Source organism: Paenibacillus sp. 37 (assembly GCF_008386395.1).
Classification (GTDB): domain Bacteria; phylum Bacillota; class Bacilli; order Paenibacillales; family Paenibacillaceae; genus Paenibacillus; species Paenibacillus amylolyticus_B.
Map to the genome: position 1 here is coordinate 792,690 of NZ_CP043761.1, position 26,727 is coordinate 819,416.

General features: G+C 47.8%; 22 protein-coding genes and 1 other annotated feature. Of the genes, 9 read left to right on the forward strand and 13 right to left on the reverse strand.

All coding sequences use genetic code 11. The features are described 5' to 3' along the window. Window positions 1-81: 81 nt before the first annotated feature. From F0220_RS03705 to F0220_RS03725, 5 genes are all read right to left on the reverse strand, one after another. The gene (locus F0220_RS03705) at window positions 82-1,239 is read right to left on the reverse strand and encodes a Ger(x)C family spore germination protein (protein ID WP_181155616.1); all 1,158 of its coding nucleotides are present in this window, start codon (window positions 1,237-1,239) and stop codon (window positions 82-84) included. After that, complete coding sequence (locus F0220_RS03710; RefSeq protein WP_105602359.1) at window positions 1,236-2,705, reverse strand: spore germination protein; 1,470 nt, start codon at window positions 2,703-2,705, stop codon at window positions 1,236-1,238. Before F0220_RS03710 ends, F0220_RS03705 begins: the two co-directional genes overlap by 4 nt. Next, a complete protein-coding gene (locus tag F0220_RS03715; RefSeq protein WP_100526774.1) occupies window positions 2,686-3,792 on the reverse strand; it encodes a GerAB/ArcD/ProY family transporter in 1,107 nt (368 codons plus the stop codon). Before F0220_RS03715 ends, F0220_RS03710 begins: the two co-directional genes overlap by 20 nt. A gap of 69 nt (window positions 3,793-3,861) precedes the next feature. Beyond that, window positions 3,862-4,854: a tryptophan--tRNA ligase gene (trpS, locus tag F0220_RS03720; protein ID WP_105602357.1), complete on the reverse strand. Its 993-nt coding sequence runs from the start codon at window positions 4,852-4,854 to the stop codon at window positions 3,862-3,864. A 140-nt stretch (window positions 4,855-4,994) separates the two neighbouring features. Continuing rightward, window positions 4,995-5,308: a binding site (T-box leader), on the reverse strand. Between the two features lie 27 nt (window positions 5,309-5,335). Next, window positions 5,336-6,271, reverse strand: a complete 936-nt coding sequence (locus F0220_RS03725; RefSeq protein ID WP_105602354.1) for a DMT family transporter — start codon at window positions 6,269-6,271, stop codon at window positions 5,336-5,338. A gap of 160 nt (window positions 6,272-6,431) precedes the next feature. Between F0220_RS03725 and F0220_RS03730 the strand changes: the two genes are divergently transcribed. Further along, complete coding sequence (locus F0220_RS03730; RefSeq protein WP_105602352.1) at window positions 6,432-7,826, forward strand: aminotransferase-like domain-containing protein; 1,395 nt, start codon at window positions 6,432-6,434, stop codon at window positions 7,824-7,826. 209 nt (window positions 7,827-8,035) lie between these two features. Here F0220_RS03730 and F0220_RS03735 read toward each other — a convergent pair whose 3' ends face one another. Both F0220_RS03735 and F0220_RS03740 read right to left on the reverse strand, forming a co-directional pair. After that, a complete protein-coding gene (locus tag F0220_RS03735; protein ID WP_105602351.1) occupies window positions 8,036-9,355 on the reverse strand; it encodes a glutamate-1-semialdehyde 2,1-aminomutase in 1,320 nt (439 codons plus the stop codon). Between the two features lie 131 nt (window positions 9,356-9,486). Further along, window positions 9,487-10,530, reverse strand: coding sequence for an LCP family protein (locus tag F0220_RS03740; RefSeq protein ID WP_091018703.1), 1,044 nt, complete (start codon window positions 10,528-10,530; stop codon window positions 9,487-9,489). Between the two features lie 213 nt (window positions 10,531-10,743). On the opposite strand from F0220_RS03740, the gene F0220_RS03745 reads away from it, so the two are divergent. The 4 genes from F0220_RS03745 to bcp are packed head-to-tail and all read left to right on the forward strand — an operon-like array spanning window position 10,744 to window position 13,887. Beyond that, complete coding sequence (locus F0220_RS03745; RefSeq protein ID WP_036614079.1) at window positions 10,744-11,790, forward strand: ABC transporter ATP-binding protein; 1,047 nt, start codon at window positions 10,744-10,746, stop codon at window positions 11,788-11,790. Window position 11,791: 1 nt separating this feature from the next. Then, window positions 11,792-12,586 carry an ABC transporter permease gene (locus tag F0220_RS03750; RefSeq protein WP_036614077.1) on the forward strand — a complete coding sequence of 265 codons (795 nt, stop codon included), beginning with the start codon at window positions 11,792-11,794 and terminating at the stop codon, window positions 12,584-12,586. Between the two features lie 5 nt (window positions 12,587-12,591). Continuing rightward, window positions 12,592-13,377, forward strand: a complete 786-nt coding sequence (locus F0220_RS03755; RefSeq protein ID WP_036614076.1) for an ABC transporter permease — start codon at window positions 12,592-12,594, stop codon at window positions 13,375-13,377. A gap of 45 nt (window positions 13,378-13,422) precedes the next feature. Further along, the gene (gene bcp, locus F0220_RS03760; protein WP_105602349.1) at window positions 13,423-13,887 is read left to right on the forward strand and encodes a thioredoxin-dependent thiol peroxidase; all 465 of its coding nucleotides are present in this window, start codon (window positions 13,423-13,425) and stop codon (window positions 13,885-13,887) included. A 126-nt stretch (window positions 13,888-14,013) separates the two neighbouring features. Here bcp and F0220_RS03765 read toward each other — a convergent pair whose 3' ends face one another. The 6 genes from F0220_RS03765 to F0220_RS03790 form a co-directional block, all read right to left on the reverse strand. Beyond that, entirely contained in the window at window positions 14,014-15,120 is a 1,107-nt protein-coding gene (locus F0220_RS03765) for a GerAB/ArcD/ProY family transporter (protein WP_105602348.1), read from the reverse strand. A gap of 50 nt (window positions 15,121-15,170) precedes the next feature. After that, on the reverse strand, window positions 15,171-16,295 hold the full coding sequence (locus tag F0220_RS03770; protein ID WP_091018694.1) for a GerAB/ArcD/ProY family transporter: 1,125 nt from the start codon (window positions 16,293-16,295) through the stop codon (window positions 15,171-15,173). A gap of 20 nt (window positions 16,296-16,315) precedes the next feature. Beyond that, window positions 16,316-16,552: a hypothetical protein gene (locus F0220_RS03775; protein ID WP_091018692.1), complete on the reverse strand. Its 237-nt coding sequence runs from the start codon at window positions 16,550-16,552 to the stop codon at window positions 16,316-16,318. A gap of 6 nt (window positions 16,553-16,558) precedes the next feature. Then, a complete protein-coding gene (locus F0220_RS03780; protein ID WP_105602346.1) occupies window positions 16,559-17,761 on the reverse strand; it encodes a Ger(x)C family spore germination protein in 1,203 nt (400 codons plus the stop codon). Between the two features lie 24 nt (window positions 17,762-17,785). Then, complete coding sequence (locus tag F0220_RS03785) at window positions 17,786-19,300, reverse strand: spore germination protein (RefSeq protein WP_105602344.1); 1,515 nt, start codon at window positions 19,298-19,300, stop codon at window positions 17,786-17,788. A 174-nt stretch (window positions 19,301-19,474) separates the two neighbouring features. Beyond that, a complete protein-coding gene (locus F0220_RS03790) occupies window positions 19,475-20,122 on the reverse strand; it encodes a DedA family protein (protein ID WP_017690726.1) in 648 nt (215 codons plus the stop codon). Window positions 20,123-20,363: 241 nt separating this feature from the next. Here F0220_RS03790 and F0220_RS03795 point away from each other — a divergent pair, with 241 nt between their 5' ends. From F0220_RS03795 to F0220_RS03810, 4 genes are all read left to right on the forward strand, one after another. Continuing rightward, window positions 20,364-21,665 carry a polysaccharide deacetylase family protein gene (locus tag F0220_RS03795; RefSeq protein WP_105602343.1) on the forward strand — a complete coding sequence of 434 codons (1,302 nt, stop codon included), beginning with the start codon at window positions 20,364-20,366 and terminating at the stop codon, window positions 21,663-21,665. Between the two features lie 103 nt (window positions 21,666-21,768). Next, on the forward strand, window positions 21,769-22,758 hold the full coding sequence (locus F0220_RS03800) for an AAA family ATPase (protein ID WP_105602341.1): 990 nt from the start codon (window positions 21,769-21,771) through the stop codon (window positions 22,756-22,758). Then, window positions 22,755-24,020 carry a DUF58 domain-containing protein gene (locus tag F0220_RS03805; protein ID WP_105602340.1) on the forward strand — a complete coding sequence of 422 codons (1,266 nt, stop codon included), beginning with the start codon at window positions 22,755-22,757 and terminating at the stop codon, window positions 24,018-24,020. The genes F0220_RS03800 and F0220_RS03805 overlap by 4 nt, the downstream gene beginning before the upstream one ends. Then, window positions 24,007-26,370: a DUF4129 domain-containing transglutaminase family protein gene (locus tag F0220_RS03810; protein ID WP_105602338.1), complete on the forward strand. Its 2,364-nt coding sequence runs from the start codon at window positions 24,007-24,009 to the stop codon at window positions 26,368-26,370. The genes F0220_RS03805 and F0220_RS03810 overlap by 14 nt, the downstream gene beginning before the upstream one ends. Window positions 26,371-26,727 lie beyond the last annotated feature (357 nt).

A 26,727-nucleotide genomic window follows, 5' to 3' on the forward strand; every position in this document is an offset into this window, starting at 1 on the left:
CCCCAATCGACAGCAGTTGGAGATGGTAAGAAGCCCCGTAACCTTGCATCCAATGCAGGCACGGGGCTTCTTTTTCTTCATTTATTCGCTGTATTTATACGTGCTCGCATTAAGGATATCCACGTGAACCTCCACTTTTCCAAGCTTAAAACGTTGGAGTGGGTCCGCCCGGTTGTAGACTTCCTGTTTCCATAAGGGAAGGTTGTGGCGATATAAGTGTTCCACAAGACCGTATGAATCAATCATGCGTGACTTGGTTTTTTCGAACGTATCTCGGATTTGGGATTCGATTTGTTTCTCCGCTTCTTGTTCCATGGCCTGAGGCGTGCGCGGGGCTCCATGGTCTTCGGTGATGGAACTTTTGACCGAGGTAACCAGATCAAATGTGACGCCATCTCCTTGTTTCCTTGCCTTGATTCTAGTCTTGGGATCACGAAGCATCAGGGTTAAATCAGGAGTCTTTCGACCATTCCCATATACGTATAGTGGGTACTGATGTACGCGCTCATAATTTACGTATCGTGTACCGTCCGCGTCTGCTCCTGCAACTCTACCCTGACTTGTTCCTTTGGAAATAACATAAAATCCATCCATTCTAACAAGGGGGGGAGTTTTATCCCCGTTGAACCAAGTCTCGTTCCTTGTTGAAACCGAGGGTAAAAGAACAACGGAAGCTGGCTCCCGTAGTCCATCAAGAAGCTGATGGAGCCGGATTGGTTCGTAACCGGAATGCTGTTTGTATAGCCTCATGGGCTCAAATAACTCAATGGTCTGGGCGGATTGGTTCAGCAGCGCAGAAGGGGAGAGCACGTCCGGAATGTTATGTTCTGTCGCGTAAATCCAGGGTGTATATCTCAGTTGACCTGAATGCAGCAACGTGTTAAATATATCCTCCAGCTTCCCGTCGAGAGCATTTTTCGATAAAACAATAGCTTTAACATGAGTCCAGAGCGTTTGCTGCTGTGACGTTTCATACAAGTCGTTAATAGCCATACTCAGTGTTGTACCTTCGCCCCGTCCAATCCAGATATCCCTTGTCTCCCGGGAAGTTGGTGTTTCCTGTTTTGCAATACTGGAGAAGTCAATCAGTTGGGCATACGCAATATACCGGTTGTCTACATAATCAATTCCTATCGCCGTAATGAAGTTTATACTTTGCACCTCTTTGGAATCCCAGCACCCCGTTAGCAGGATCAAGCAGCATATAAGAAGGCCGCTTATGGATACCCATCGTTTCACGGACGTTTCCTCCGGCGGGTAGAATCCTGTGTATGAAGTGCTTCTGGGCGCTTGGTTCTTTTCATGGAAGGTGGCATGGATACGGCCTGAGTGAAGTCTCCGGGAATGTAAGGAGATACAGGTGACAGATAGGATACGCCATAACACTCCAACGATACGAGATGCACCAACAGGGCGAATAGTCCGATCATAAAACCGAACAATCCAAGAATTGAAGAGACGAGTAACATCCCGATCCGAACATGGGCAGTAGCCCCGCTTAGCACAGTATTCACGAGAATATAACTAGAGATGACCGAGATCGCAACCGTGACTATTATGGTGGGAGAAGTAATCCCTGCACGAATAGCGGCATCCCCAATAATAAGCCCGCCAACAACGCTGACCGTTTGCCCCAACGCACGTGGTAATCTACGCCCTGCTTCGTTGAATAGCTCAAACATAAAGATCATCAGGAACGCTTCCAGCGTCACCGGCATGGGCAGGCCCATTCGAGTACCAGCAATTGTAGCCAAGAGAGGTAGTGGGATCTGTTCCACATTGAAACTGGTCAGGCCGATATAGAAGGCTGGGAAGAAACAGGCAATCAGCAGTCCGGATATACGCAAAATTCGTTCGAAAGTAACGATGAAAAAGGGTGTACTTTCGTCTTCAGGAGATTTCAATTGATTGAAAAGTGTAGTTGGCGCGATGACCGCTACAGGAGAGCCTTCAATAAGAACGGCAAACCGTCCATTTAACAGGGAATCGACAACAAAATCAGGACGTTCAGTGTTATCCGTGAGCGGAAAGATGCTCCGAACCCCTCCCATGACAGCCCGCTCCATGATCGAGGTTCCCAGAATGCCATCGATCTCAATCTGATCCAGATTGTGTCGTGCTTCTTTTAGAATGTCTGGATTAATAATATCTTTTACATATACAAGTCCAATGGCAGTTTGAGTACGTCCGCCTTTGACATATTTCTCATAACACATCGAAGATGTTTTCATTCGTTTGCGTATAAGGGCCACGTTGGTAGTGAGTTCTTCGGTGAATCCATCGCGCGGGCCTTTAACTGATGTTTCAATGGCTGATTCTTCGGGACTGCGTCCCGGGATATCAGCAATATCTACACTGCAGGACTGTACACCATTACCGAAAATGATCAATAGTTGTCCACTAAATATCAACATATTAAGCTTGTTAGTATCTTTGAGGTCATCCAACGGATTCAATGTTAAGCCGAGTTCTTTGGGATGTGATTCCTCAATGATCAGGGAGTGCTGTTCCAGACGGGGAATGATAAATTGGTTAATTTGTTTACCGTCGACGAGACCGTCACAATAAAGCAGAATTACGGGCTGATCAGATTCGTCTTTAACAGGAAAGGTCTGAATAACGACATCTGCACATGGATTGAATTGCTCTTTCAAAGAGGCAAGCAGTGTTTCATGGGACGTGGTGTCAATCGCTTGATGCTCCATGATGTTTCCTCCTCTGATGGCGTGAATGGATAAAGGCAACCGTCGTCGCGATAATCGCAAGTCCGCTCAGATACACGAGATTGAACGGAAATATGTATTCGACCAGAAGCTTTTCGAAGGTCATATCATCCATAGGATACAACATGGTCAGGATAAAGAAGACACCCAACGAGATACAACTGATAAGCCTTTTGGTAGAGCTCTTAATATTCCATATTTCAACTACAATATACATGGCAAGACTAATTCGGGTGAATGCACCTGCCAGCCATTGGTAGATTGAAAAGAAGTCGGTCTGGGCAATGTATTTGCCCAGAGAGGCAATTCGCCATTCTTCAAAGGCGGGATATCTCATTTTGGCAGCCTCAAAAGGATCGAATTCCACAATCGCCCCAATGAGTGGGCCGACAGTCAGTCCTACAAGAATGAGTGCGAGCATCAGATACTGCCATACACGTATACGTTTGGTGAGATGAGGCTGGATGTACCAGATGAACAGCAGTTCAAACATGCCTGCAAGACTGTAGACCATGCCATTAAGAATAGGATGCCATCCATGTTCAAGAACGGGCAACAGACGACTGTAGTCCTTGTACTGGGTATTTACGATAGCAACATAGAAACCTAACAAGACAACTAGTGGCAGGACTAACCCTGCGGTAAAGGCCAGCGAGCGAATACCTTTATACGCAGCGTAGGCACAGAGAGACATCAGGGCAATACTGGTTACCAACACGGGCGTTTCGGTCAGATAGTTCGTTTTAGCCCAAGCCGTGGTATCATGCAGTGTGAAAAAGATTACGCTTAGAAAAAAGAGACTGTTACCAACTCGAAATAACATGCCAATGGGCTTCCCGAGACGGGAGGTTAACCAATCATGCAGGGTTTGATGCTGTAGGAAACGAGAGACATAGGCGAGCATTAGCGCAAATATCAGAAATGGTCCGGCTGATAGCAGGACGGAAATCCAAGAATCCCTTTTGGCCGCAGCCAAAAGGGCAGGAATAATCAGAACATGGCTGATCAAGCCAACGGACAACATGATCAACATCATAGCTTGTAAAAAAGAAGGCTGTGTTCGTTTCATGCTGAGGGGTCCCCTTTTCCCAATAGACTGTCCTCAGCAGTGTTAACGTGATTGGGGCGCTTCATACCGTCAGTTGAAATAACGAATACCCATGGCTTCTCTTACCTCTAACATCGTTTCCCGGGCCGCTTTCCTGGCCTCACGGGTACCCTCGATAAGAATCTCTTTCACTTGATCATCACGCTGTTCATAATAATTCCGTCGTTCGCGAAAAGGAGCAAGCAGATCATTGATGGCTTCACCTGCGATCTGTTTACAATCTTTGCATCCAATCCGCCCCTGACTGCAACTGGCATGTATTTCGTCTGCGTTCTCCTTGCGGAAAAGCTGATGATAGGCAAAAACAGGGCAGATATCCGGGTGTCCTGGATCAGAACGATGGATGCGGGCAGGATCAGTCTTGGCCTTGATCAATTTGGCTTTTACATCTTCAGGACTTGCATTTAATGAGATCGCATTGCCCATGCTTTTGCTCATCTTACCAACGCCATCCAGTCCCCCAAGCCGCTCTCCGGTCAAAATGCGGGGTTCGGGGAGAATGGGAGCGTATAACTCGTTGAACCGGCGAACCAATTTTCGTGCTGTCTCAATGTGAGGAATCTGATCTTCCCCTGCCGGAACAAGGGTGGCTTTACAGAATGCAATATCAGCAGCCTGACTGACCGGATATCCGAGAAATCCGTAGTACAGGTCGGTATATCCGCGATCACGTGCTTCGCTCTTGATGGTCGGATTATGCCGGAGTGTATTGACGGTAACAAACATGGAGAAGATCACAGTCAATTCCGCAATTTCCGGAATCATGGATTGAATGAACAGGGTAGCTTTGTTCGGATCAATGCCTACGGCGAGGTAATCAAGCGTGACTTGATGAACACTATCTGCAATCAGGCCAGGTTGATCATAGTGGGTGGTGAGTGCCTGAACATCTGCCAGTAAAATATAGGTTTTGTACTCTTCCTGCAATTGCACCCGACTGCGCAGGCTGCCTACGTAATGGCCGAGATGAAGTTGTCCGGTAGTCCGATCTCCTGTCAAAATAATATCCTTGTTTTTGTTCATGGTTTATTCTCCTTTGGTTTTGTGATTTTTCAACGTTGAGCTGTCGCCACCAGCCGTCTTCCACGACCATCACCTCCTTTCAGCCTGCAAAAAAATCAAAAAAGCTTCGTCTTTTATCCCATTCCCCGGTTGGGAACAGAATAAAGGACGAAGCTTGTGCCTCGCGGTCCCACCTTCATTGGCCGCTCTGTTGCGGCCCACTTGAGGGATACGGATGAGGTATCTACCGGGAGCTCTTTTATGAGCTTCCATGCCTATCGATATCCTGTCCATGGATAACGGCTGGACATGCCGCCTCGCCTACTGAAAGTGTGTATTCCTAGGAAAGGATACAGACTTTGTTCAACTTGGAACTCCGAAGCCCATTTCCACATATCCGATGCACCGACTCCCACCAGCCGCCGGCTCTCTGTAGCATCCTGACATATGTACTTCTCTTCATCATCGCGGATAACAAATGTTTACAATTTCCAGAATTATATCACGCTTTGATTCCACTGACCAGCCTATGTTTGCGACCGCTCATATTGGTGCCAAGCACACCAGCGATAATCAACAATGCACCAATATAGTGGTAGCTACCCACTGGTTCATGCAGAATCCATGCCCCTCCTACAATAGAGATGAGCGTGGACAGATTGCTGAATACACTCATTTGGGAAGCCTCCAGATGGGTCAGGGCATAGCTCGCAAGCAGGGTGGAGATCATGGTGGAGAGGATCGCCAGATAAGCGAGTGCACCCAGATAGGATGCATCTCCCAGTGGTTTGATGTAATCCATCATGGAGCCGCTGGACGCATGGCGGATCAGGGAAGCTGCGTTAAATACAATACAGCCAACCATCAGTGTGACCCAGGTTAATTCCATTGGTTTATACTTCTGGGTTAATGGTCTTGCAAGCACGCCATACCCTGCAAAACAGACCGTGGAGAGTAGCAATAATGCAATACCCTTCAGGTTACCTATAGACATGCCACTTCCTTGCATTATGAAAATAAAGACCACTCCAGCGACAGACAGTAGCAGGAACAGCTTCTGCATCGTGGATGTGCGTTCTTTCAGGAAGACTGAAGCGAGAACGAGTGTGAATACAGGGGCCATGGCCTGAATAATACCCGCTTCCGATGAGTTGGAAGAGACAAGTCCAAAGGCTTGAAAGGCAAAAAATAAGACGGGAGATAACAGCCCCAGTGGAATGATTCGCCACAGATCACGAAGGCTCAGTCGGATCTTGATCCAACCCAAAATGACAGGAATGCTGACAACGATCAGCGACAGAGCGAATCGATGGGCAAGCACATCAATGGGATGTGCAACAGTGACGGTCATTTTAACAAATAGAAAAGATAGACCTATAATAGCCGCGTATAGTATAGCTGCGATATAAGCGTATCCCCGAGTGTGTGTTGTGTTCATGAATGCTCCTCCAATACAGTAGTCATAGCTCTTTATTTTTCAATATCCTGAATAATGTCAGGTTCGAAGGCATGTGCTGGCCTTATTCAATATACTGCCAGGTGCATCGTGCTACAATAGATAAAAGGATGAACTGTAACGGTACAATTGTGGGAGAGGGATGGGTGCAGTGAGAAAATACGAAGTGATTGCCGAAGCGTTAAAGCAATGGATTCAGGAACAGATGCACCAGCAGGATCGTCGCCAGTGGGCAGATAAGGGCATTCGACTGCCAGCAGTTCGAGTTGTAGCAGAACAATATCAATGCAGTGTAAGTACAGCAATTCGTGCATATGAGTGGCTGGAGCAACGTCATTTGGTGTACGCCATACCTCAATCCGGTTATTATGCCGTACAGAACGGGACAGGTGCTCAGGACATGGACTGGCAGGGGGCGTTGGACTTCGCTTCGGCTGCTCCCGATCCAAGGGTGTTCCCTTATGCAGACTTTCGTCATTGTGTGGATCAGGCGATGGAGAAGAAACAGGCAGAGTTATTCATGTATGGCACGGATCAGGGATTACCTTCGCTAATTCTGCTGTTGCAGAAGCAGTTTGCGGATTATCAGGTGTTTGCGAGAACAGAGCAGTTCTTTATCACATCAGGTGTGCAACAGGCGCTGGCTGTACTTGCATTAATGCCTTTTCCCAATGGAAAGAGAAAAGTATTGCTTGAACTACCGACCTATCACAATATGCCCTCGCTACTGAGTGGATTAAATGTGCCGATTGCCGGTGTGAGACGTGCCCTGGATGGGCTGGACTGGGCATCGCTTGAACGTCAGTTCGCTGAGGAAGATATTAAGTTTTTCTATGTCATGCCGCGCTTTCACAATCCGATTGGCACATCGTTGACTGTTGCTGACAAGAAGAGACTGATCCGGCTTGCACAGCGGTACGATGTCTATCTGATAGAGGACGATTATCTGGCTGATCTGGAGGACAATACGAAACAGGACCCGCTATGGTCCTATGATACCGAAGGTCGGGTCATCTATCTGAAGAGTTACTCCAAAATTTTGTTTCCAGGCTTGCGCATTGGTGTAGCTGTTCTGCCCTCACCACTAATTCAATCTTTTGGGACTTACAAAAAAATGCTCGATATCGACACTTCCGTTCTGTCTCAAGCTGCTCTGGAGATCTATGTCCACAGTGGAATGTTCGCTCATCACAGGAAAGTGATTCGTAACCGCTATGCTGCCCGGATGCAAAAGGTACATGAGCAACTGGACTCATATCCAGACTTTGCTCCGTTTATGGACGCTCCTCGAACAGGAGGGGAGCATACCGTATTACCTTTGGCGGGTGATATGCCGCTTCGTGTTCTGCTGTCCCGGCTTCAAAAGCGAGGAGTCATCGTTGATACGACAGAACGGTATTATCCGGAGAGAACATATCAGGTGCATCAGGATCAGATGCTGCGCTTGAACATCTCCAATGTGCCGAAGCAGCGAATTGAGGAAGGGATGAGGAAGATCCGGGAGGAAATTTTGAAACTTCAGATCAGGCAGAGATAAAGACAAAGCTATAACAGCAAGGCCATTACAACAAAACGCATATAGTTGTTACACTTAGCATCTATCTAGTCGTATTGGCCACTCACCACTGTCTGTATATAACAAAAGGCGTCCACACAAGTTGATCACTTGTTGGACGCCTTTTCCATGAGTTGTTATCCATCAACGATGTAGCTTGTACGCTACATCGTTGATGGAAATAATCTAATTTATTCCTGAGCCATCGCTTTGAAGGAAGCTTCTGCAGCTTCCAATGTAGCCTGAACATCCTCGTCTGTATGAGCCGTGGTCAGGAACCAGGCCTCATATTTGGATGGAGCCAGGTTAATGCCACGGTCCAGCATGTGACGGAAGAAGGAAGCGAACAGCTCTCCATCCGTGTCTTGAGCATGATCGTAGTTCGTAACTGGGTGATTACAGAAATGGGTGGAGAATGCACCACGAATCCGGTTGATCGTCAGTGCAATCCCATGACGGTCAGCAGAAGCTTGCAGACCCGCTGTCAGGTCGATAGCAAGACGTTCCATCTCTTCATATACACCCGCGCCTTGCAGGACCTCCAGACACGCGATACCAGCCGAGATGGATGCAGGGTTACCAGCCATCGTTCCCGCCTGATAAGCAGGGCCGAGCGGAGCAACCTGCTCCATAACATGTTTGCGTCCGCCGTAAGCACCGATGGGCAGGCCACCACCAATAATTTTACCAAGAGCCGTCAGATCCGGTTCAATCTCTGCATGGTTATCGAGTCCGGCATACGTCTGAGTAGAACCGTAATGGAAACGGAAAGCCGTAATGACCTCGTCATAGATAACCAGTGAGCCGTTAGCCCGTGTCATGGCACAGAGGCCTTCCAGGAAGCCAGGTTCCGGCATAACCATACCAAAGTTACCAACGATCGGTTCAACCATGACCGCGGCAACATCATCACCCCAGCGCTCCAAAGCATCCTTCAGGGCTTCCAGATCATTGTAGGGCACAGTAATGACTTCTTGTGCAATACTGGCTGGAACTCCCGCGCTGTCAGGAATTCCGAGCGTGGACGGGCCTGAACCGGCAGCGACAAGCACCAGATCGGAGTGACCATGGTAACATCCGGCGAATTTTACGATCTTGTTGCGTTTGGTGTAGGCACGAGCGACCCGAATCGTAGTCATGACCGCCTCCGTACCGGAGTTTACAAAACGCACTTTATCCATGGAAGGAATAGCTTCCTTCAGCATTTTGGCGAGCTTGATCTCAAGCTCTGTTGGGGTACCGTACAGTACACCATTTGCTGCTGCTTCCGTAATGGCCTGCGTAATATGCGGGTGGGCATGTCCTGTAACAATCGGACCGTAAGCGGCCAGATAATCAATATAACGGTTGTCATCGACATCCCAGAAGTGGGCGCCTTGGGCTTTTTTCATAAATACAGGTGCACCGCCACCAACGGCTTTGAACGAGCGTGAAGGGCTGTTAACACCTCCTACAATATGCTCAAGTGCTTCTGCGTATAGAAGTTCGGAACGGGAACGTGATGGTTTCATAAGATAACTTCCTTTCGTAATTCAAAATATGATAAATTAACAAGCCACAGAAAGATATGATGATTTTCTCATAATAGTATAGCCGGGCACAACGAGAGGGCAGCGTAATGGCTGCCCTCTGCATGTTTAGGTTACTGAGCCGGTTGTTCTGACTTTTGATCGTCACCACTGGCTGTTTTATCTTCGGTACTGGTCGTACTATCATCCGTTGTAGCAGGCGGGTGAATAATATCCTGAATATGCTGCTTCAATTTCTCTTCATTGGTAACCGTCAATACTTGCGCACCGCCTGCTGTACGTTCTTCTTTCAGCAGGTTCATTGGCGGAATCTGCTCACTGCCGTTCATGCTGCTCTGGTAACCGAGGCCACCCAGCTTCCACATATCGGAGAGTGTCAGATTTGTATCCACATAAGGATTAACCTGTTCCAGTATGGAAGGCAGTTTGGCAATGGTAGTTGTTGACTGCATTTTCGCTGTTACAGCTTTCAGCAATTCACGCTGACGCTCGGACCGAGCGAAATCAGACATTGCATCATGACGGAAACGAACGTACATGAGCGCTGTCTCGCCATCCAGATGCTGATATCCTTTTTTGAGATCAATATCGTATTCGTTATTGTCTGCTTTACTTGTATAGTGCATGTCTTTCTCCACATCAAAATCAACACCGCCAACGGCATCCACCAATTTGATGAATCCCTGGAAATCCGTATACACATAATACTGTACAGGAATGCCGAGCAGGTCGCCGGCAGCTTGCATCGCTGCATTAGGACCATGGGTGATGGCAGTGTTGATCCGTTCCTTGCCATATCCGTCAATATTGACGTAAGTGTCGCGCAGAATGGAGAACAGATTGATTTTTTTGGTAAGTGGGTCGAGCGATACAACCATCATGCTGTCGGAGCGGGGAACTTCACCTTTTTTCAATCCGCGCGCATCGACACCCATAACGAGAATATTTACCGTTTCTGTACCTTCCCATTTGGGTGGGTCAGGAGTATTTACTTTCTCCACATTCTCGATACCTGCGAATGGTGATTCGTCACCGTCTTTTGCCAAACCGTCCAACTGATTGAGAATAGAACCGAAATAATATGCCGCTGCTCCTCCAATAATCAACACGAAGGCGGCAAGAGAAATCCATATGGTTCTCTTCGTCTTTCTGGTCATGCTAGCTCTCCTTTGTATTTGAGATGAAATAAAAAAACGAGTTCGAGTATTCAAGTAAGATCTAGTCGGAGCTTTCCGTACACGTCTTTTCCCAACATAAGGGGAGGAACGCGGCTCCAGACTATTTTAAAGCTTGCTGAATTTTGACTGATACCATTATAATTTCTTTTTGGGCTACAAGCAATTTCAACAAAATCCAAGTGAGGTATAATCATGCTGGCGATTGATGTCAAAGATTTGCGCAAGTCGTTTAGCGTCCAGAAAAGCCGAGGTGGGCTGAAGGGCGCGTTCCAGGACCTGTTTGCACGTCAATACCAAGAGGTATTGGCTGTAAATGATATTTCATTTCAGATTCCGCAAGGCGAAATATGCGGATATATTGGGGAGAACGGTGCCGGTAAATCAACAACAATCAAGATGTTGACCGGCATTTTGGTGCCTACTTCAGGGCAAATATCGGTTGGTGGCTATGTTCCGTATCAGGAACGGGAGAAGTTTGTACAGAATATTGGTGTTGTTTTTGGTCAGCGCAGTCAATTGTGGTGGGATATTGGCGTTATCGAATCCTTCCATTTATTGCGCAAAGTATATCGTGTCGGAGAGGTCGATTTCCGTAAACGGCTGGATGAACTGGTTGAGCGATTACAGCTTCAGGATCTGCTAAGTCGTCCGGTACGGAAGCTCAGTCTTGGTCAGCGTATGCGCTGCGAGTTAGTTGCAGCATTATTGCATAACCCAAGTATTGTTTTTCTGGACGAGCCAACTATTGGTTTGGATATTGTGGTGAAGTCGGAAATTCGGGATTTCTTGAAAGACATGAACAAGGAGCATGGAACGACCATTCTGCTCACAACCCATGATTTGCAGGACATTGAGGCACTGTGCTCCCGGGTGATCATGCTTGATGCAGGCAACATCATTTATGATGGAGGTCTGGATCATCTCAAGTCCCAGTGGGGTAAGGAGCGGGAGATCCGCTTCAAGTTTGGTTCAGCTCACAACATCAGTCAGATGCAGGAATGGACTGCTGCGTTGCCTGTACGTTGGACGGTTGAGAATGAACTGTCCGCATCCGTATGGATTCCGCTGGAACTGAACGTTTCGGATGTACTCGGACGTGTTGTTGGACAAGCGGATATTACCGATATTCAGATTATCGAGATCAACACGGATGAGATTGTGCGCAGTATTTACCAATCCGGTTCCGCCGAGCGTCCCGAGATTGTGGGAGCAGGGAAAGAAGCGGTGGGTGTATCCTGAGATGAATAGTGCATTTATTGATTTTATGCGCATCCGTTTTCTAACGATGCTGGCATACCGGGTGAATTATTACTCCGGCATTTTGATATATACGCTGAATATCGGCGTGTATTACTTTACCTGGCAAGCCATTTACGGCAGCAGTGGTGAACTCGGCGGCTTCACGGCAGCGCAGATGACCACTTACATCGCTGTATCCTGGATGGCACGTGCGTTTTACTTTAACAACCTGGACCGGGAGATTGCCGCAGATATACGGGATGGCTCCATTGCGATTCAATTCATCAGGCCGATCAATTACGTTATGGTCAAAATGATGCAAGGGCTTGGGGAAGGTATTTTCCGCTTCCTGCTGCTCATGATTCCGGGGATGCTCATCGCCATTTTGCTGTTCCCGGTTGAATTGCCTACGGCCCCATCGGCGTGGATTGGCTTTCTCGTCATGCTGTTCTTCAGTTTCCTCATTAATTCCCAGATTAATGTGATCACGGGACTAGCGGCATTTTTTGTGGAAAACAATGAAGGCATGATGCGTATGAAACGCGTCGTGGTTGATTTGTTCTCTGGTCTAATCATCCCGATCAGCCTGTATCCAGGCTGGATGTCCGCGGTGATGAAAGTATTGCCTTTTCAGGCCATTACGTATCTGCCCGGTTCCGTCTTCACTGGAAGAGTGGAAGGTACCGCCATCTGGAGTGTACTCGGTATTCAGGTGTTCTGGTTTGCCGTACTGCTGCTTCCGATGGTATTGATCTGGCGTAAGGCGCGCAAGCGTCTGTTCGTGCAAGGGGGATAACAGATATGTACTATATGGGTCTGATCTGGGAATATTTGAAGAATTACATGAAAACACGACTCACGTACCGTGCTGATTTCTGGGTGGAGATCCTATCGGATCTGCTGTTCCAGGCAACCAACCTGATCTTTATCTTTGTGGTCTTCCGTCATACGGATAACCTGGGCGGCTGGAGTGAGAGTGAAGTGCTCTTTGTTTATGGATATTTTATGGTGCCCTATGGCATTTTTAGTTGTTTTATCAATCTGTGGGGATTCAGTGAGCGGTACATCGTCAAAGGAGAGATGGATCGTATCCTGACACGCCCCGCACATAATTTGTTCCAGATCTTGCTTGAAAATGTAGATCCGCCTGCACTGGTGGGCTCGTTTATCGGCTTGATCATCATGATCTTTAGCGGAGCAGAGATGGGTCTGATGCTGGAGTGGTGGCATATCCCTGCCTTAATTATATTGGCACTCAGCTCAGTCATGATCTATGCCGGCATCTATACTACGTTGACTTCACTATCCTTTTATTCGGACGCGCCAACAGGTATCCTGCCATTGATGTATAACATCCAAGGGTATGGGCGTTATCCGGTAACGATCTACAACCGTGCCATTCAGGTGCTGTTAACCTGGATCATTCCGTTTGCCTTTGTGGGCATCTATCCCGCAGCCTTGTTCCTGGAAAGGTCCGAGATGCATCGCATGGCGCTGCTTACACCTGTGATGGGATTGGTGTTTGGCTCCATGGGCTTGCTTTTGTGGAATTTTGGCGTGAAGCGGTATCGCGGAGCAGGTTCATAATAACGCCCTATAGCAATTCATGGGGGAGATTAGGGAGGAACTGACATGACGTTAAAAGTAGGCGAATTGGCACCGAATTTTGAGCTTCCGTCTAGTACGGGAGAATCAGTAAAGCTTTCGGATTACCGCGGACAGCGGGTGCTGCTTTATTTTTATCCCAAAGATATGACCTCGTCCTGTACACAACAGGCTTGTGATTTCCGGGATCGACATGCTGAATTTGAAGGGCTGAACACGGTCATTCTCGGAATCAGCACCGATCCGATGAAACAGCATGACAAGTTTATCGCCAAATATGGACTGCCGTTTGCCTTGTTGTCGGATGAAGAGCACGTTGTAGCCGAGCAATACGGTGTATGGCAGCTGAAGAAAATGTATGGCAAGGAGTACATGGGTATGGTTCGCTCCACTTTTCTGATTGATGAAGAGGGGAAGTTGATCAAGGACTGGTCCAAAGTTCGGGTCAAAGGACATATCGAGGCTGCGCTTGAGGCTTTGAAGGCTATATAATACTGCTTTCACAGCATATATGTACCCTTAATATAAAGGCTGTGTTCATGGAAGTTGCCATGTACACAGCCTTTTGTATATCCTTTTATAATACAATTTGTTCGTCAGCTTCAGATGTTATCCGATTCATGAGGGGATGGGTTTACTCTTACGGGAACGAATGCGATAAACCAGTAAGAGGAACAGTGGGATGATAAAGCTGACAGTGATATCCCAGTCTACCCAAGCAGGCATGATCGTATCTGTATAGAAAATAACATTTGGAGCGATCAGCACGCCTAGGGCGAATAATAACAAGGACGAAGGCAAAATGAGAGGCTTATATGTCTTTAACCGAAATAATTGTGCTGTTCCCAACACAAAGGCGAATAGATATAACAGACTTTTGAAATAGGTAGAAATTAACCAGGCGATAGCCATGAAGGCCTCAATTCGTTCAAAGAAATTACCTATATTAATCTTCTGTGAAAGGGCGTATGAGATATAGATGCTGTGCTGCGTAAGTGTGTGTCCCATCACCATAAGTGACAGAAGCAGTAACAGGCTTAACAGTACTCCCCCAAAGAGGGTAGCCAGTAGAAAATCCCTTTTGAAATGAAATCCTGTTTGTACATACGGAAGAAACACAGAGAGAATGATAAGTTCGCCAAAGGAAGTGAACGCTGCGCGTATGCTAGACTCTACAAGATGTATCCAGGGCGTACTGAAATACGGCTGCAGATTTGCACTTTTGGCTTGAGGCAGGAGCCCCAAAAAGAGAAAAAGAATAAACACCACAACGATGGGAGTTAATAGTTCTGCGCTCAGCCCCATCGTACGAAAACCATGAATAAGTCCCCAAGCCAGGGAACAAATGATCATCAGAATAATGACCCGAATGGGAGTTTTCAGATATATTTGCGTCGTCATGAAGTCACCGACTTCACGGACACATATGGCTGCACCTATGGCGAAATAAAATAGATAGGCAACTGATAACATGGAACCTACCCAGGTCCCAAGTAATTGGTTACAGATTTCAAAAAGAGACAACTGGGGATGTGTTCGATGTAGCTTGTACAGGACCCACATGATGCCAACACCGATCGGCAGACCAATCAGAGAACAGAACCAGGCGTCCTGCTTGCCTACTGCGGTAACGAGGGAGGGGTAGATCAGGATCATATCTCCAACCATAACCAGAAAGGTGAGCAAGGTGAACTGTCGAATCGTAAGTTTTTCGTTCATCAACATTTCCTTTCGCTCCTTCCCATGAGGGATAATTTTCCTCAATTCCCTACGAATTATCCTTCAGTAGTTGGCTGAGGTTGTGAACGGGATGTTCTGCGGGATTTCACTAACGCTATGAGAACCAGCATACCCGGAAGAATGATACCTAGCGTGGTGTCCCAATCCACCCAGTACGGAACGATGGTGATGATAATAAATGTCAGGCTGGGCGCAACGAGATTGGCCATTCCATAAACGAGAAGTGTTGATGGTAGAATGAGCATTTTAAATTCCTTTAGTTTGAAGAGTTCTGCGCATCCGACAATAAAAGCGTATAAATAGATCATCGCTTTGAAATAGGTAGAAATGAGCCATGAGCAAGCCATGATAACCTCGATTCGTTCGAAGAAACCGCCGATACTAATCTTTTGAGACAAAATAAACGAAGCATATATATTGTGTTGGGTTAGAAAGGGGCCGAGTACGAGCATGGATATGCTAACAAGAATGGCAAGGATCAAATTACCGAAACCTGCTGTGATAACGATGTCACGCATACGATGGCGACTGTTTGCGACATGGGGAAGAATCATCAAAATGGGAATGGTTTCTCCGACAGGATATATGATACTCACAAGGATTCCTTGCGATATGGAGACAACACCAGTATCCGATATGGGCTCCAGTTTACTGGTACTAACCTGTGGCAAAAGACAGAAGGCGAGTATCACGATAAACAGTATAACGAGGGGCATGAGCAGTTCACTTGTTCTCGCGATGGTCTCCAAGCCGTGATATACCCCCCATCCGATGGCAATCACAAAAATAAGAATGATGACACGAATAGGGGTGTATTGAAATATTTGGGACGTCATGAAATCACCGACTTCCCGGGTATGTGTGGATGTGCCAATCATGAAGAAGAACAAGTAAAAGCACGACAAAAAGGTGCCTGGCCAAAACCCCAGAATATCTCGGGAGATCTGCACCAGGTTTTTCCCTGGATGCATCGTGCCCAATTTCAATATCAACGCCATGAGAGCCATTCCGAGCGGAACGCCAATAAGAGCACATATCCACGCATCTTGTTTGGCATAGGACGTGATGACGGAAGGATAGATCAGCATCATATCACCTACCACTAACATAAATGTAAGGGTGGACAATTGTCTTGTACCGATCCGTCCCTTTTCGAGCATGATATACCCTCCCTCTTCACCTAAGTTCCAGTCAAGCGTGCTAATAAATGGTTCACGGGATCATAGATCCACATAATGATATACAGGGGACTGGGGAACTCCCACAAATTAGATGCAATAACACCGAAGAATGTAGCTGTGAGAAGCATTGCACTGTATACAGCCGTTTCTCTCCACTCCTTCCGGCGAATGAGGCCAGGCAGATCAACCCAGCCAATAATTACTGCTACGAAGATAACCGCCAATGTAAGCAACATGCTTCCTCACTCCTTCAGTTCATCTTTGAATGAATCATCCAGTGTACCGACACGTTTAATCTGCACATTGGCTTTGTACTTGATATCCAGTTCTTCGAAATATTTATCCCAGTCATTCTCTATCTTCTTGAAGAACTTGGGATCTGCATGGTACACTTCCTGTCCAAAACCAAATATATCGACATGAAACTTACGTCTTACTGAATGCACAGATTCCTGCATCAGTTCAATTAACCGTTCTTCACTATCGGATTCCAGCTCTTTGAGAACTTTCATTGAACCGATCCGTATTCCACATTCAACTGCGCCTATGGAGGAGACATTCTTGATATCAATGTTGATGACAGGTTTGCCATTTACGATTTTGGCTTTTCTCTTCGTTGTGGTGCGGAGTGTCTTAAATGTCACGTTGCCCTTCTTGCGACAAGGCATGTGGCTGACAGTAGATTCTACATTATCACGAATGTAATTGTAGCCTTTGGATTCATCCTCTGTTAACCAGCCAATCAGCTTGTCTTTCCGGAATACACTTAGCCCCGTTGTATTAAGGCGGGCTGGTGACCGGATGGTGGCTATATTCTCTTTATTACCACTTTGTTCTTGGTTACCGAGGATTTCTACACCCGTAATGACAGGCTGGATGCCGGGAGATATCATGAAATCCATTAATTCATCCCCGGTTACCGTGGTAGTAGGGGACCAGGTCTTGGCGGATACATCCAAGGAATTAAACAACTTTTCCGCAGGAATATTTTCTAAAGGTGTAAGCACATCAAGGACATGGGAGGCCGTTGTATTCTTTGCTACCATAACGTAATAATCAGGTCGAGCCGTAGGTTCACGCATTAGCGCTTCGATAACGTCGTATATTCCATCTTTTCGCGCATATTCCTCGCCAAATACCAGTACGCGGATATGCGCCATGAATATGCGGCGTGGACTGGTCTCCGTTAATTTCTGAATCGCTTCGAACAAAGTGGCAGCAGATGCTTGATACTGCGTAACCGGGGTGCCTTTGCCTCCTCCTGCCTTGGAAGATACCTCATTTGGAACAACGACCTGAGCACTCACTTTGATCATATCGCCATCTTTGTCCACACCGAGACCCAGCATAATGCCAAGTTCATTCAGTTCCTGGCGATCCCAGCATCCGGTAAGGAGAGGAAGCAGAAGGGCAAAGGATAAAATTAAGCGTAAGCATCTGTTCATGGATGTGCACTCCTTACCGAATTTCTACCGCTTCGTTTTTTTGGTGGACTGTCTGACTTCATTGGTTGCATGAGTAGAGAGTGGGCGAGTTCTCATATGGGACCAAGGCACACGAAAGATCGTGTCTTTAAGATCTTTCTGAATAAAAGGTGCAAATGGAGACATGTAGGACACCCCGAAAGAACGCAAGCTGCAGAGGTGAGTTACGGTAATTAACAGCACGATCAGGATGCCATAGAAACCAAATGCTGCCGCAAGTATCATCAATACAAATCGCAGAATACGTACAGAGATGGACAGTCCGTTTTCCGGAATAACATAACTGGAGATCGCAGTGATGGATACGATGATGACCATCGCAGCGGATACAACCCCAGCATCTACCGCTGCCTGACCAATGACAAGCGTACCGACAATGGATACGGCTTGACCCACCGTCTTGGGAATCCGTATGCCTGCTTCCCGCAAAATCTCATAGGTTAGCTCCATAAGTAAGGCTTCAATAAAGGCGGGGAAAGGTACGCCTTCTCGCTGTGCTGCCAGACTGATGAGAAGATTGGTAGGCAACATCTCCTGATGGAACGTGGTAATGGCAATATAAAAGGATGGGGCAAGCAGGGCAATAAAAAAGGCTAGATATCGGATCATTCGAATCAGCGTACTGATATCGGCTCGTTGATAATAGTCTTCTGGAGACTGAAAGAAATGAACAAACAAGGCAGGAACGAGCAATACAAAAGGTGTCCCGTCCACAATGATTGCAACACGCCCTTCAAGCAAAGCGGCAGACACGGTATCAGGTCTTTCACTGTTGTAAACCGTGGGAAAGATCGTCCCCGTCTTGTCTTGTACCAGTTCCTCGATATAACCACTCTCAAGGATGCTATCGATATCGATTTCATCGAGTCTTCGACGCAGTTCTTTTACAATTTCCTGATCCACGATATGCTCCAGATAGAGCACGGCAACCCGGGTCTTGGTGACCCTGCCGATTTCTCTTTCTTCAATCCAGAGATGAGGATTACGGATTCGTTTGCGAATTAATGAGGTATTGGTCCGCAGGTTTTCGTTGAATCCCTCCATTGGTCCGCGAACGACGGTTTGGGAGACAGGTTCTCCAACGGATCTATCTTCCCAGCCTGCTGCGCCAATCTTTAATCCACGTACAGATCCTTCGAGTAGTAGGATAGCCGATCCCGAAAGAAGTGCATTCATTACCTCCTCCATATCGTCCACCAGCAATACATCACTGGCGATCAGAATATCATTCTGAAGGTAGCTGAGATGTTCATCGTCTGCGGAGAATTCAGGGAGATCACGCTTTTGCAACAACGATTCCATGATGGAGTGATTCAGAATGTTCACATCCACCAATCCATCGATGTACAACATGACAGCAGGCCATTTGTGCAAACATTGCAGAGGTCGGATCATCAAGTCGTTGCTGTTCCCCATCACTTGTTTGCAATATTGGGTATTGTCATTCAGATTCGGAGAGATCTTCTTCTGGTCCTGATGGTTCTGCACCGATGCACTCATGCCTTCGCCTCCCTATATACCCTATATTTGCAAGTTAGTATGACCGGGATGAATTCGGATTATCACAAAAAAATAAAAGAATGATTCGTTCTTACACTGTTCGTATAAACGAAAAAAAAAGGAGCTGCGAAGACTCGCAGCTCCTTACTTTTATAGGTGGACGTTTGTCCGAATTTACTTTTGTCTTTGTCGAACAGGGGCTGGCTTGGATACGGTGGATCTTGCTGTCCATGCTTTGCGGTAACGATAAAGCACGGCTACGATAAGCAATAGGCCGATTCCTCCCACGATATATGCTGCATATTGGTGAGCCAGATGGAATACGGCATTCCATTGGGGGCCGAATATTTTGCCAATACCCAGAAACAGCACGACCCAGAACAGTGCGCCTGAATAGGCATAGAGAGCGAATTTACGAAAGGGAACAGCAGCTATGCCCGCAAAATATCCGGTGAAATGCCTTACACCCGGAATGAAATAACCGATGAAGATTAAGGCATTACCATACTTGGCGAACCACTTTTGCGTTTTATCGAGTTTGTCCTGCTTCAGCAGAAACCATTTTCCGTATCGTGTTATAAAGGGCAGTCCTGCTTTGGCTCCAATAAAATAAGTGATGGTCATGCCAATCGTTGTTCCCAGAAAAGCCAGTATGGTGAGGATTCCAAAGTCGAGATGCCCCTTGTAGGAGAGAAACCCTGCGTAAGCCATCGTTGTTTCACCAGGAAAGGGAAGTGCGATGAATTCAAGCAACAAGCCAAAAAACAATACGCTGTATCCGTAGGACCCAAACAGATGTTGGATCTTCTCAAGCAATTCCAATAGATTTCACTCTCCTGAATACGGGGTGGGAGCATGAATACTCTCCAAGGTGTTTTAATGTGTTCTGCCTGTCCATTATGCTACCTAATCTGAAGCTAAGAATCAATCAGGCTAGATAGCAAATTGTGAAAAAATATTAAACAAAATCACGTCTTTTTTCAATGTAGCCTCCATATAATTCTAACAAATCTGCTGAAGTCTATCAGCAAATTCACTAGAGACGGTGGAGGGCGATTCGTAAATGGTACAGAGACCGGAATTCACAATCAAGGAATTAGGGGGAAACTCTGCAACAACCATACATACGTTTTTATCTGGACAATGGTATGTCATTCTCGTGCGAATTACGATATTGTTATGTGCATTTGCTGTATATGCAGGCACGGCTTATGCATCTTCTGCTTCCGGCTCAGGTGATCCAATCCCGGAAGATAAGAATACTCAAGACAAGGTAGTCTATCTGAGTTTTGACGATGGACCGGGTAACCATACCCGTGAAGTATTGGATATTTTGCGTAAGGAGAAGGTGTTGGCTACATTTTTTGTGCTGGGTGAGCAGGCAGAGCGTTATCCCGAGTTAATCCGGGGGCTAGTGGAGGATGGACATGCTTTGGGCAATCATACGTTTAATCATCAATACGAACAATTGTACAGTGATTTTAAAGTGTTCTGGAAACAGATCAAGCAGACAGAGGAAGTGCTGGAGCGTATAACCGGTTTCCGTCCGAATCTGGTGCGGGCACCAGGCGGTACCTACGGGCATTTTGACCAGAGTTATTTTGATTTGCTCCAACTGGGTGGATACACCGTCATGGACTGGAACGTCGACAGTGGGGATTCCAAGCGTAAAGGTGTTCCGGCCAAAGAGATCCTCAGCAATTCGACCAAAGTACCTGCGGGAGCACGTTCGGTCATTGTCCTGATGCATGACGGTGGTGCACATGCTGAAACGGTAAAAGCACTTCCGGGTATTATCAAATATTATCGTGATCATGGATATCGTTTTGACACCATAAAGAGTACGGATCAACCAGTTCAATTCCGTGTACATCCAGATGGTAAGTATAAGGCCCGCAAGGCGCCGGGAAAGGCCTGGATCGCAGAGCATGTAGAAGCGAACGCGACGTTATGGCTTGCAAACAAGAAGCTGAAGGTAGAGGTGGGATTGGCTGCGGCTACCTTGCAACCGGGTGAGTTCCGCATGGAGGGTCAGCGAATCATGGTGCCTTTGCGTACTTTTATGAAAAAATTCGGGGGCAGCACTCGCTGGGACTCTGAAACAAGGACAGCCATAGCAGTATGGAAAGAAAGAACGATTCATGCAGACAGTGTGAGCGGAACACTGACAACAACAGGGGCAATTGAAACGGGGGCAGTACAGAGTCATGGTGGAACCATCTGGGTTCCATTACGTGAGTTACTGGAGCAGATGGGGTTGAGGGTGAATTCCTTAACCAGTAATGAAGCAGAGTGGACGGTAAAGGCGGGCGTTTCCAGATCCATTTCGGCAATGAATAACATATTTAAGTATAAAATGATCTGAAGAAAGTCATTCTTGCAGGACTATTCTCTCTACTTCCGGGCAACACTGAATCATAGATTACTATGGTTCAGGAATGCTGATGAACGGAAGGAGATCAGGAGAAATGTCTTATATCCGAATGGAACATGAACATGCTGTTGAATTGTTAAACAGGGTCATGAAGCGTGTTGAGAGTGTGATTATTGGCAAAAAAACAGAGATTCGTTATGTCCTCACTGCAATGCTCAGTGGGGGGCATGTACTTCTGGAAGATGTGCCGGGTACCGGGAAAACGATGCTGGTTCGTGCCGTTGCTTCTGCACTGGACTGCTCCATGGGCCGGATTCAATTCACGTCCGATGTCATGCCGGCAGATGTTACGGGCACTTCAATCTATCATCCACATACAGCTGAATTCAAGTTTCGGCCCGGACCTGTCATGTCCAACGTTGTCCTGGCTGATGAAATAAATCGCGCTTCACCACGCACTCAGTCTGCCCTGCTGGAGGCAATGGAGGAACGGCGTATTACGGTTGATGGCACAACCTACGCCTTGCCACGCCCGTTCTTTCTGCTGGCGACACAGAACCCGTTACAGTTCGAGGGTACGTACCGTCTGCCTGAAGCGCAGCTGGATCGATTTATCATGAGAATTGGACTGGGGTATCCCGATCCGGAACAGGAATTGGAATTGTTAACCCGTATGCAAAGTAGAGAAGCGCTTGATGAACTTCGCCCTGTCCTGCTTGCTGAAGAGGTCGTAGCCATGCAGCGTGAAGTCAAACAGGTACATGTTGACCCGGTCGTCAAACAGTATCTGGTGGCCGTTGCTGTAGCCTCTCGCAGCCTTCCGGCGGTCAGACTGGGCATCAGTCCGCGTGGAACACTGGCCTGGATGGCTGCCGCGCAGTCATTTGCCTATCTTCAAGGACGCAGTTATGTCATTCCGGATGATGTGAAAGAGGTAGCTGTGCCTGTCCTTTCCCACCGTGTTCAATTGAAGGCCCAGAACAGAGCGGAGGTTTGGGGACAAGTACAAGTCATTGAAGAAGCATTGTCATCGGTCCCGGTACCTGTACAGATGGCATCACAGGGAAGGGGACGGAGGCAATGACTGCGCTGGGACAACGGATGGTGAGTGCTGTCTTGGTAGTTGCTTTCGCTTCCTTGTATCAGTGGCATGGGGGCAAAGCGGCGTTGTTTCTATCCATTATAGCTTTCTTGATGTTCACAGGAGGTTTGCTTCTCCATTGGTTCAGACCACGGTGTATTCACATCCGTCGGACAATACACACGAACCGGATTGAGGCAGGCGAGCAGGTACGGGTTCTTGTCGAACTGGAATTCAATTGCCGTATTCCATTGTTATGGATCGTTCTGTGTGAGAACACACCTGCAGGTGTTCATCGCAAATTGATTTTCCCGGGAACACGGCGACAATTTTCCTATCAATATGAATGTTCCGGTTTACGCAGAGGAGTCTACAGATGGGATACGGGCAGATTGTACTGGGGTGATATGTTTGGCTGGAATACCCTCTCTGCAGAGACCGAAGGAGGTACTCCCCTGATTGTTGTTCCTCAAGCAACGGCTTGGGGGAAGGGGGATTCGGTAGAATTCGCAGCGATGATCGAAGGGACTCTGTCGGAGCGAAGAAATAGCCAGGGTAACCGTAGCCCGGAGTTCCGTGAATATCAGCAGGGTGACCCCCTGGGACGTGTTCATTGGAAAAGTACAGCCAAAACGGGAAAACTTCAGACCTTTCTGCCTGATACCACGGATTTAGCTTCGCTCGGCATCCTTGTGTATGAAGGCGCGTCAGGTTATGACGTAAAACAACGGGAGAACATGGATGCACCTGCTTTTGAACGAGTGGTTCGTGCAGCAGCCAGCTGGATTCATACCGCTGAGCGGGATGACATTCCTTATCATCTGTGGATGGAAGGCGGAGATAAGACCCATGGTGCACAAGATCAATGGCAACATGGGTCATTCCTTGCAGATGATGAGAATCATGGACTGGACAGACTAGCGGGGGCACGAATATCCAAAGCACAATCTGTGTCTGTTTCACTCCGAACGGAGATGTTGGATGGACTGGCGAGCGGTTCGCGAATTGTGGTTCTCACAGGTAAGATGGATCAGGTTCTGGCCGAATGGATCATAACTGCAATCGGGTCGGGTTATCGTGTAGAGGTGCAATTGACTGAAGCGAACCAGAGCGAATTAGGATCAACGGATAGATTGATGAATGGATTGGGATATGACAGCTTAAGTTTGGAACGGCTTCGTCACAGCGGGGTGCCGATCCACGCGGTTACAGACATTGCGTTATCTTCATTGGGAAAGGTGGAGGTAACGGATGTGGGAGCGTAATGGTAACCAGCAACCCAATTCCACTGTGGCCGACTTAGAGTCAACGGACCGTACGAGAATAGAATCGGCCCATTCCGTATATAAAGCTGTGAACCAGAATTCAGTGACGGACATAAAGGATGAGGGATATGTGAGCGTACCTGTCCTGTACAAAATTGTTATTTCGGCCATTTTACTAATACTGTCTCTGGAGTGGATATATCCTGTTACATCATCAGGTCAGCAGGGCAGTGAACGGTTCTTGTCCGTAATGGCGGGATTAACGGGAGCATTGTTGCTCGCGGGGTTAATTCGTACAGGATGGATCACCGGAGTGCTGATCCGATTATTCATTGCACTCGCTGCTTTATGCCTGATGTACGGAGGAAGTGATCCTGTCCGTTGGGCGATCGCTTATCCGGGGATATTTTCAGCGGATAAGGACACTTTTATAAATAACTGGCGATTTCACTCGATTAGTACAGAAACGAGAGGTTTGTTCATGATGTGCGGCTGGAGCATGCTCATGGCTTCTGTGCAATCCCTTGTGTTGTTACGTCGAAGTGTTATGCTGTTTGGCAGTGCAACGCTGCTCTATTTGCTTTTGCTTGAATCTTTTGCGGGGCTGGATGTGTATGCTTCTGTAATGCGGTCTGTCCTATGGACTTTTCTTATTCAGGCTCTGCTCCAGCTATTACGTCTCAATGCAGCAGTCACTACTCCGAGTTATCGCGGCAGCCCCTATGGCCGTTGGAGTGCAGTAACTATCGTTGCATCTGCAGGTATGGTGTTTTTATCAGCGTTACCTGGCCAGTTTGCTTCCATTCCTCAACCGGAACGCATATCTCTGGAACAGATGGGTGAACGCATAGCTCGCTGGGCAGGTTATACAAAGCACAGTAGTATCCCTGCTGCAACGGCAGTCACGGGATATAGCACAGCGGACGCGCCTATGGGAGCACCGTTGGTGCAGGGGAACTCCATCTTTTTTATAGCAAAGAGTCCAAAAGTGACGTATTGGCGAGGGGAGACCCGTTCATATTATAACGGTAGTACTTGGAGTGATCCGGGTCAAAGCTTCGAAACGGCAAGTCCATCCGGAATGCTGCGTGCTGATGGTTGGGAGAATCCAACCTATTGGAGTCGCATTCGCCAAACCGTTACGATGCAGCGAGAGTGGAAAGGACCAAATCCACTCTTTACCGGGGGCATACCGGTCAACGTATCGTTCCAGGACAAGAACAAGGATAATCAGGAAAACATGTTTTCCTTGCTGTCTAATCGAGATTCGGCAACATTGTGGCTCACAGGCTCCGGAAACGATAAGATAGTTAAAAATTATTCGGCAGATGTCATGGTTCCTGTCGCAACACCTGAACAGTTACGTCTGCTTGAGGAAACGAATAAAGAGAAAGATCCGGCAGCCATTCGGAGGGACTATCTGCAATTGCCTACGTCACTCCCTGGTCGAGTGCAGACGCTCGCCAAGGAAGTTATTCAAGGCAGTGAGACCCGGTATGACGCTGTGCAGGCCGTCAAGACTTATCTGGCTGCTCATGCCGAGTATACGTTGGATACCCGTATGCCACCGCGAGGAACAGACTTTGTGGACGATTTTCTATTCGTCACCCGGCAGGGGTATTGCAATCATTTCTCCACAGCCATGATTGTGTTACTTCGTTCGGAAGGTATCCCCGCACGCTGGGTTAAAGGTTTTGGCTCCGGAGTTGCTGACCCGGATGTGCCCAGTCAGTATGTGATTTCACAGGGAGATGCACATTCCTGGGTAGAGGTGTATTTTCCGGGTGCAGGCTGGATGCCGTTTGAGGCCACGCCGGGTTTCACCATGGCGCAAGGCGCGGGCGAAAATGTCGCAGCGCTCACCGAACCACAGCCTGTTGCGGAGAATCCGCCGTATATGATCGGCGGATTGGCTAACGCGGGCGCATGGCTGCTCGCCCGCGCACGGGCCATTGCCGCGGAGCCATGGCTCGCGGCAGCCCTTGTGGCAGCGGCCTTGCTGGGCGCCGCTGCTCTGGTCCGCATGCGGCGGCTACGCCCCGCGCTGCGGTTAGGGCTGCTGCTGGCGTGGCCGCGCAGCAGCTTTCCAGACCGCGAGCGGCTGCTGGGTGCCGCCGCTCCGGTCTGGTCCGCGCTCGCGCGCCGGTACGGCCCGCGGCCGCCGGATATGACGCTGCGTGAATATGCAGCGTCACCGGCTTTGGCCGCAGGCGCGGACGGCGCGGACATCGCGCGGTTTGCAGCCGACTGGGAACGGCTGCTGTACGGTCCAGACCGTCCGCTGCGCGCGGACAGTCTGGACTTCCTGCGCCGGGCACTTCGTCTGGCCCGGCGCTTACAGGCGTTGTAACACAAGGATGTTACAACGTTACACCAAAGCATACAATCGCTATCGATTTCCAATAAAGCTTGGCCGCTTGAGGGTAGCTTGTGGGCAGATGAAGATCGCCATTGCTGGCGCACTGTTTTTAAATGCAGCGTTTGGTTCATCGCTGCATGCCATACATAAGACGCCTTTCGCGCTGCGCTGCGAACGAGGCGTCTTTCCACGATCATACACTTGAACCAGCATCTTGCTGCCAAGCTTTTCTATTCGGAATTTCATATTTAGAGGCATTTGGTAATCCTGTTTTGATATGTCGAAAAAAGGAGTTTCGCCTTTCCTTGACGGTATGTTTTGTCGTTGCGTATAATTAGTTTCATTGAA

What these genes read in the sequence shown, in the direction of transcription:
- F0220_RS03710 (WP_105602359.1), bottom strand. Translation starts at nt 2,705, where the DNA reads ATGGAGCATCAAGCGATTGACACCACGTCCCATGAAACACTGCTTGCC.
- F0220_RS03715 (WP_100526774.1), bottom strand. Translation starts at nt 3,792, where the DNA reads ATGAAACGAACACAGCCTTCTTTTTTACAAGCTATGATGTTGATCATG.
- trpS (WP_105602357.1), bottom strand. Translation starts at nt 4,854, where the DNA reads ATGAACAAAAACAAGGATATTATTTTGACAGGAGATCGGACTACCGGA.
- F0220_RS03725 (WP_105602354.1), bottom strand. Translation starts at nt 6,271, where the DNA reads ATGAACACAACACACACTCGGGGATACGCTTATATCGCAGCTATACTA.
- F0220_RS03730 (WP_105602352.1), top strand. Translation starts at nt 6,432, where the DNA reads ATGGGTGCAGTGAGAAAATACGAAGTGATTGCCGAAGCGTTAAAGCAA.
- F0220_RS03735 (WP_105602351.1), bottom strand. Translation starts at nt 9,355, where the DNA reads ATGAAACCATCACGTTCCCGTTCCGAACTTCTATACGCAGAAGCACTT.
- F0220_RS03740 (WP_091018703.1), bottom strand. Translation starts at nt 10,530, where the DNA reads ATGACCAGAAAGACGAAGAGAACCATATGGATTTCTCTTGCCGCCTTC.
- F0220_RS03745 (WP_036614079.1), top strand. Translation starts at nt 10,744, where the DNA reads ATGCTGGCGATTGATGTCAAAGATTTGCGCAAGTCGTTTAGCGTCCAG.
- F0220_RS03750 (WP_036614077.1), top strand. Translation starts at nt 11,792, where the DNA reads ATGAATAGTGCATTTATTGATTTTATGCGCATCCGTTTTCTAACGATG.
- F0220_RS03755 (WP_036614076.1), top strand. Translation starts at nt 12,592, where the DNA reads ATGTACTATATGGGTCTGATCTGGGAATATTTGAAGAATTACATGAAA.
- bcp (WP_105602349.1), top strand. Translation starts at nt 13,423, where the DNA reads ATGACGTTAAAAGTAGGCGAATTGGCACCGAATTTTGAGCTTCCGTCT.
- F0220_RS03765 (WP_105602348.1), bottom strand. Translation starts at nt 15,120, where the DNA reads ATGTTGATGAACGAAAAACTTACGATTCGACAGTTCACCTTGCTCACC.
- F0220_RS03770 (WP_091018694.1), bottom strand. Translation starts at nt 16,295, where the DNA reads ATGCTCGAAAAGGGACGGATCGGTACAAGACAATTGTCCACCCTTACA.
- F0220_RS03775 (WP_091018692.1), bottom strand. Translation starts at nt 16,552, where the DNA reads ATGTTGCTTACATTGGCGGTTATCTTCGTAGCAGTAATTATTGGCTGG.
- F0220_RS03780 (WP_105602346.1), bottom strand. Translation starts at nt 17,761, where the DNA reads ATGAACAGATGCTTACGCTTAATTTTATCCTTTGCCCTTCTGCTTCCT.
- F0220_RS03785 (WP_105602344.1), bottom strand. Translation starts at nt 19,300, where the DNA reads ATGAGTGCATCGGTGCAGAACCATCAGGACCAGAAGAAGATCTCTCCG.
- F0220_RS03795 (WP_105602343.1), top strand. Translation starts at nt 20,364, where the DNA reads ATGGTACAGAGACCGGAATTCACAATCAAGGAATTAGGGGGAAACTCT.
- F0220_RS03800 (WP_105602341.1), top strand. Translation starts at nt 21,769, where the DNA reads ATGTCTTATATCCGAATGGAACATGAACATGCTGTTGAATTGTTAAAC.
- F0220_RS03805 (WP_105602340.1), top strand. Translation starts at nt 22,755, where the DNA reads ATGACTGCGCTGGGACAACGGATGGTGAGTGCTGTCTTGGTAGTTGCT.
- F0220_RS03810 (WP_105602338.1), top strand. Translation starts at nt 24,007, where the DNA reads ATGTGGGAGCGTAATGGTAACCAGCAACCCAATTCCACTGTGGCCGAC.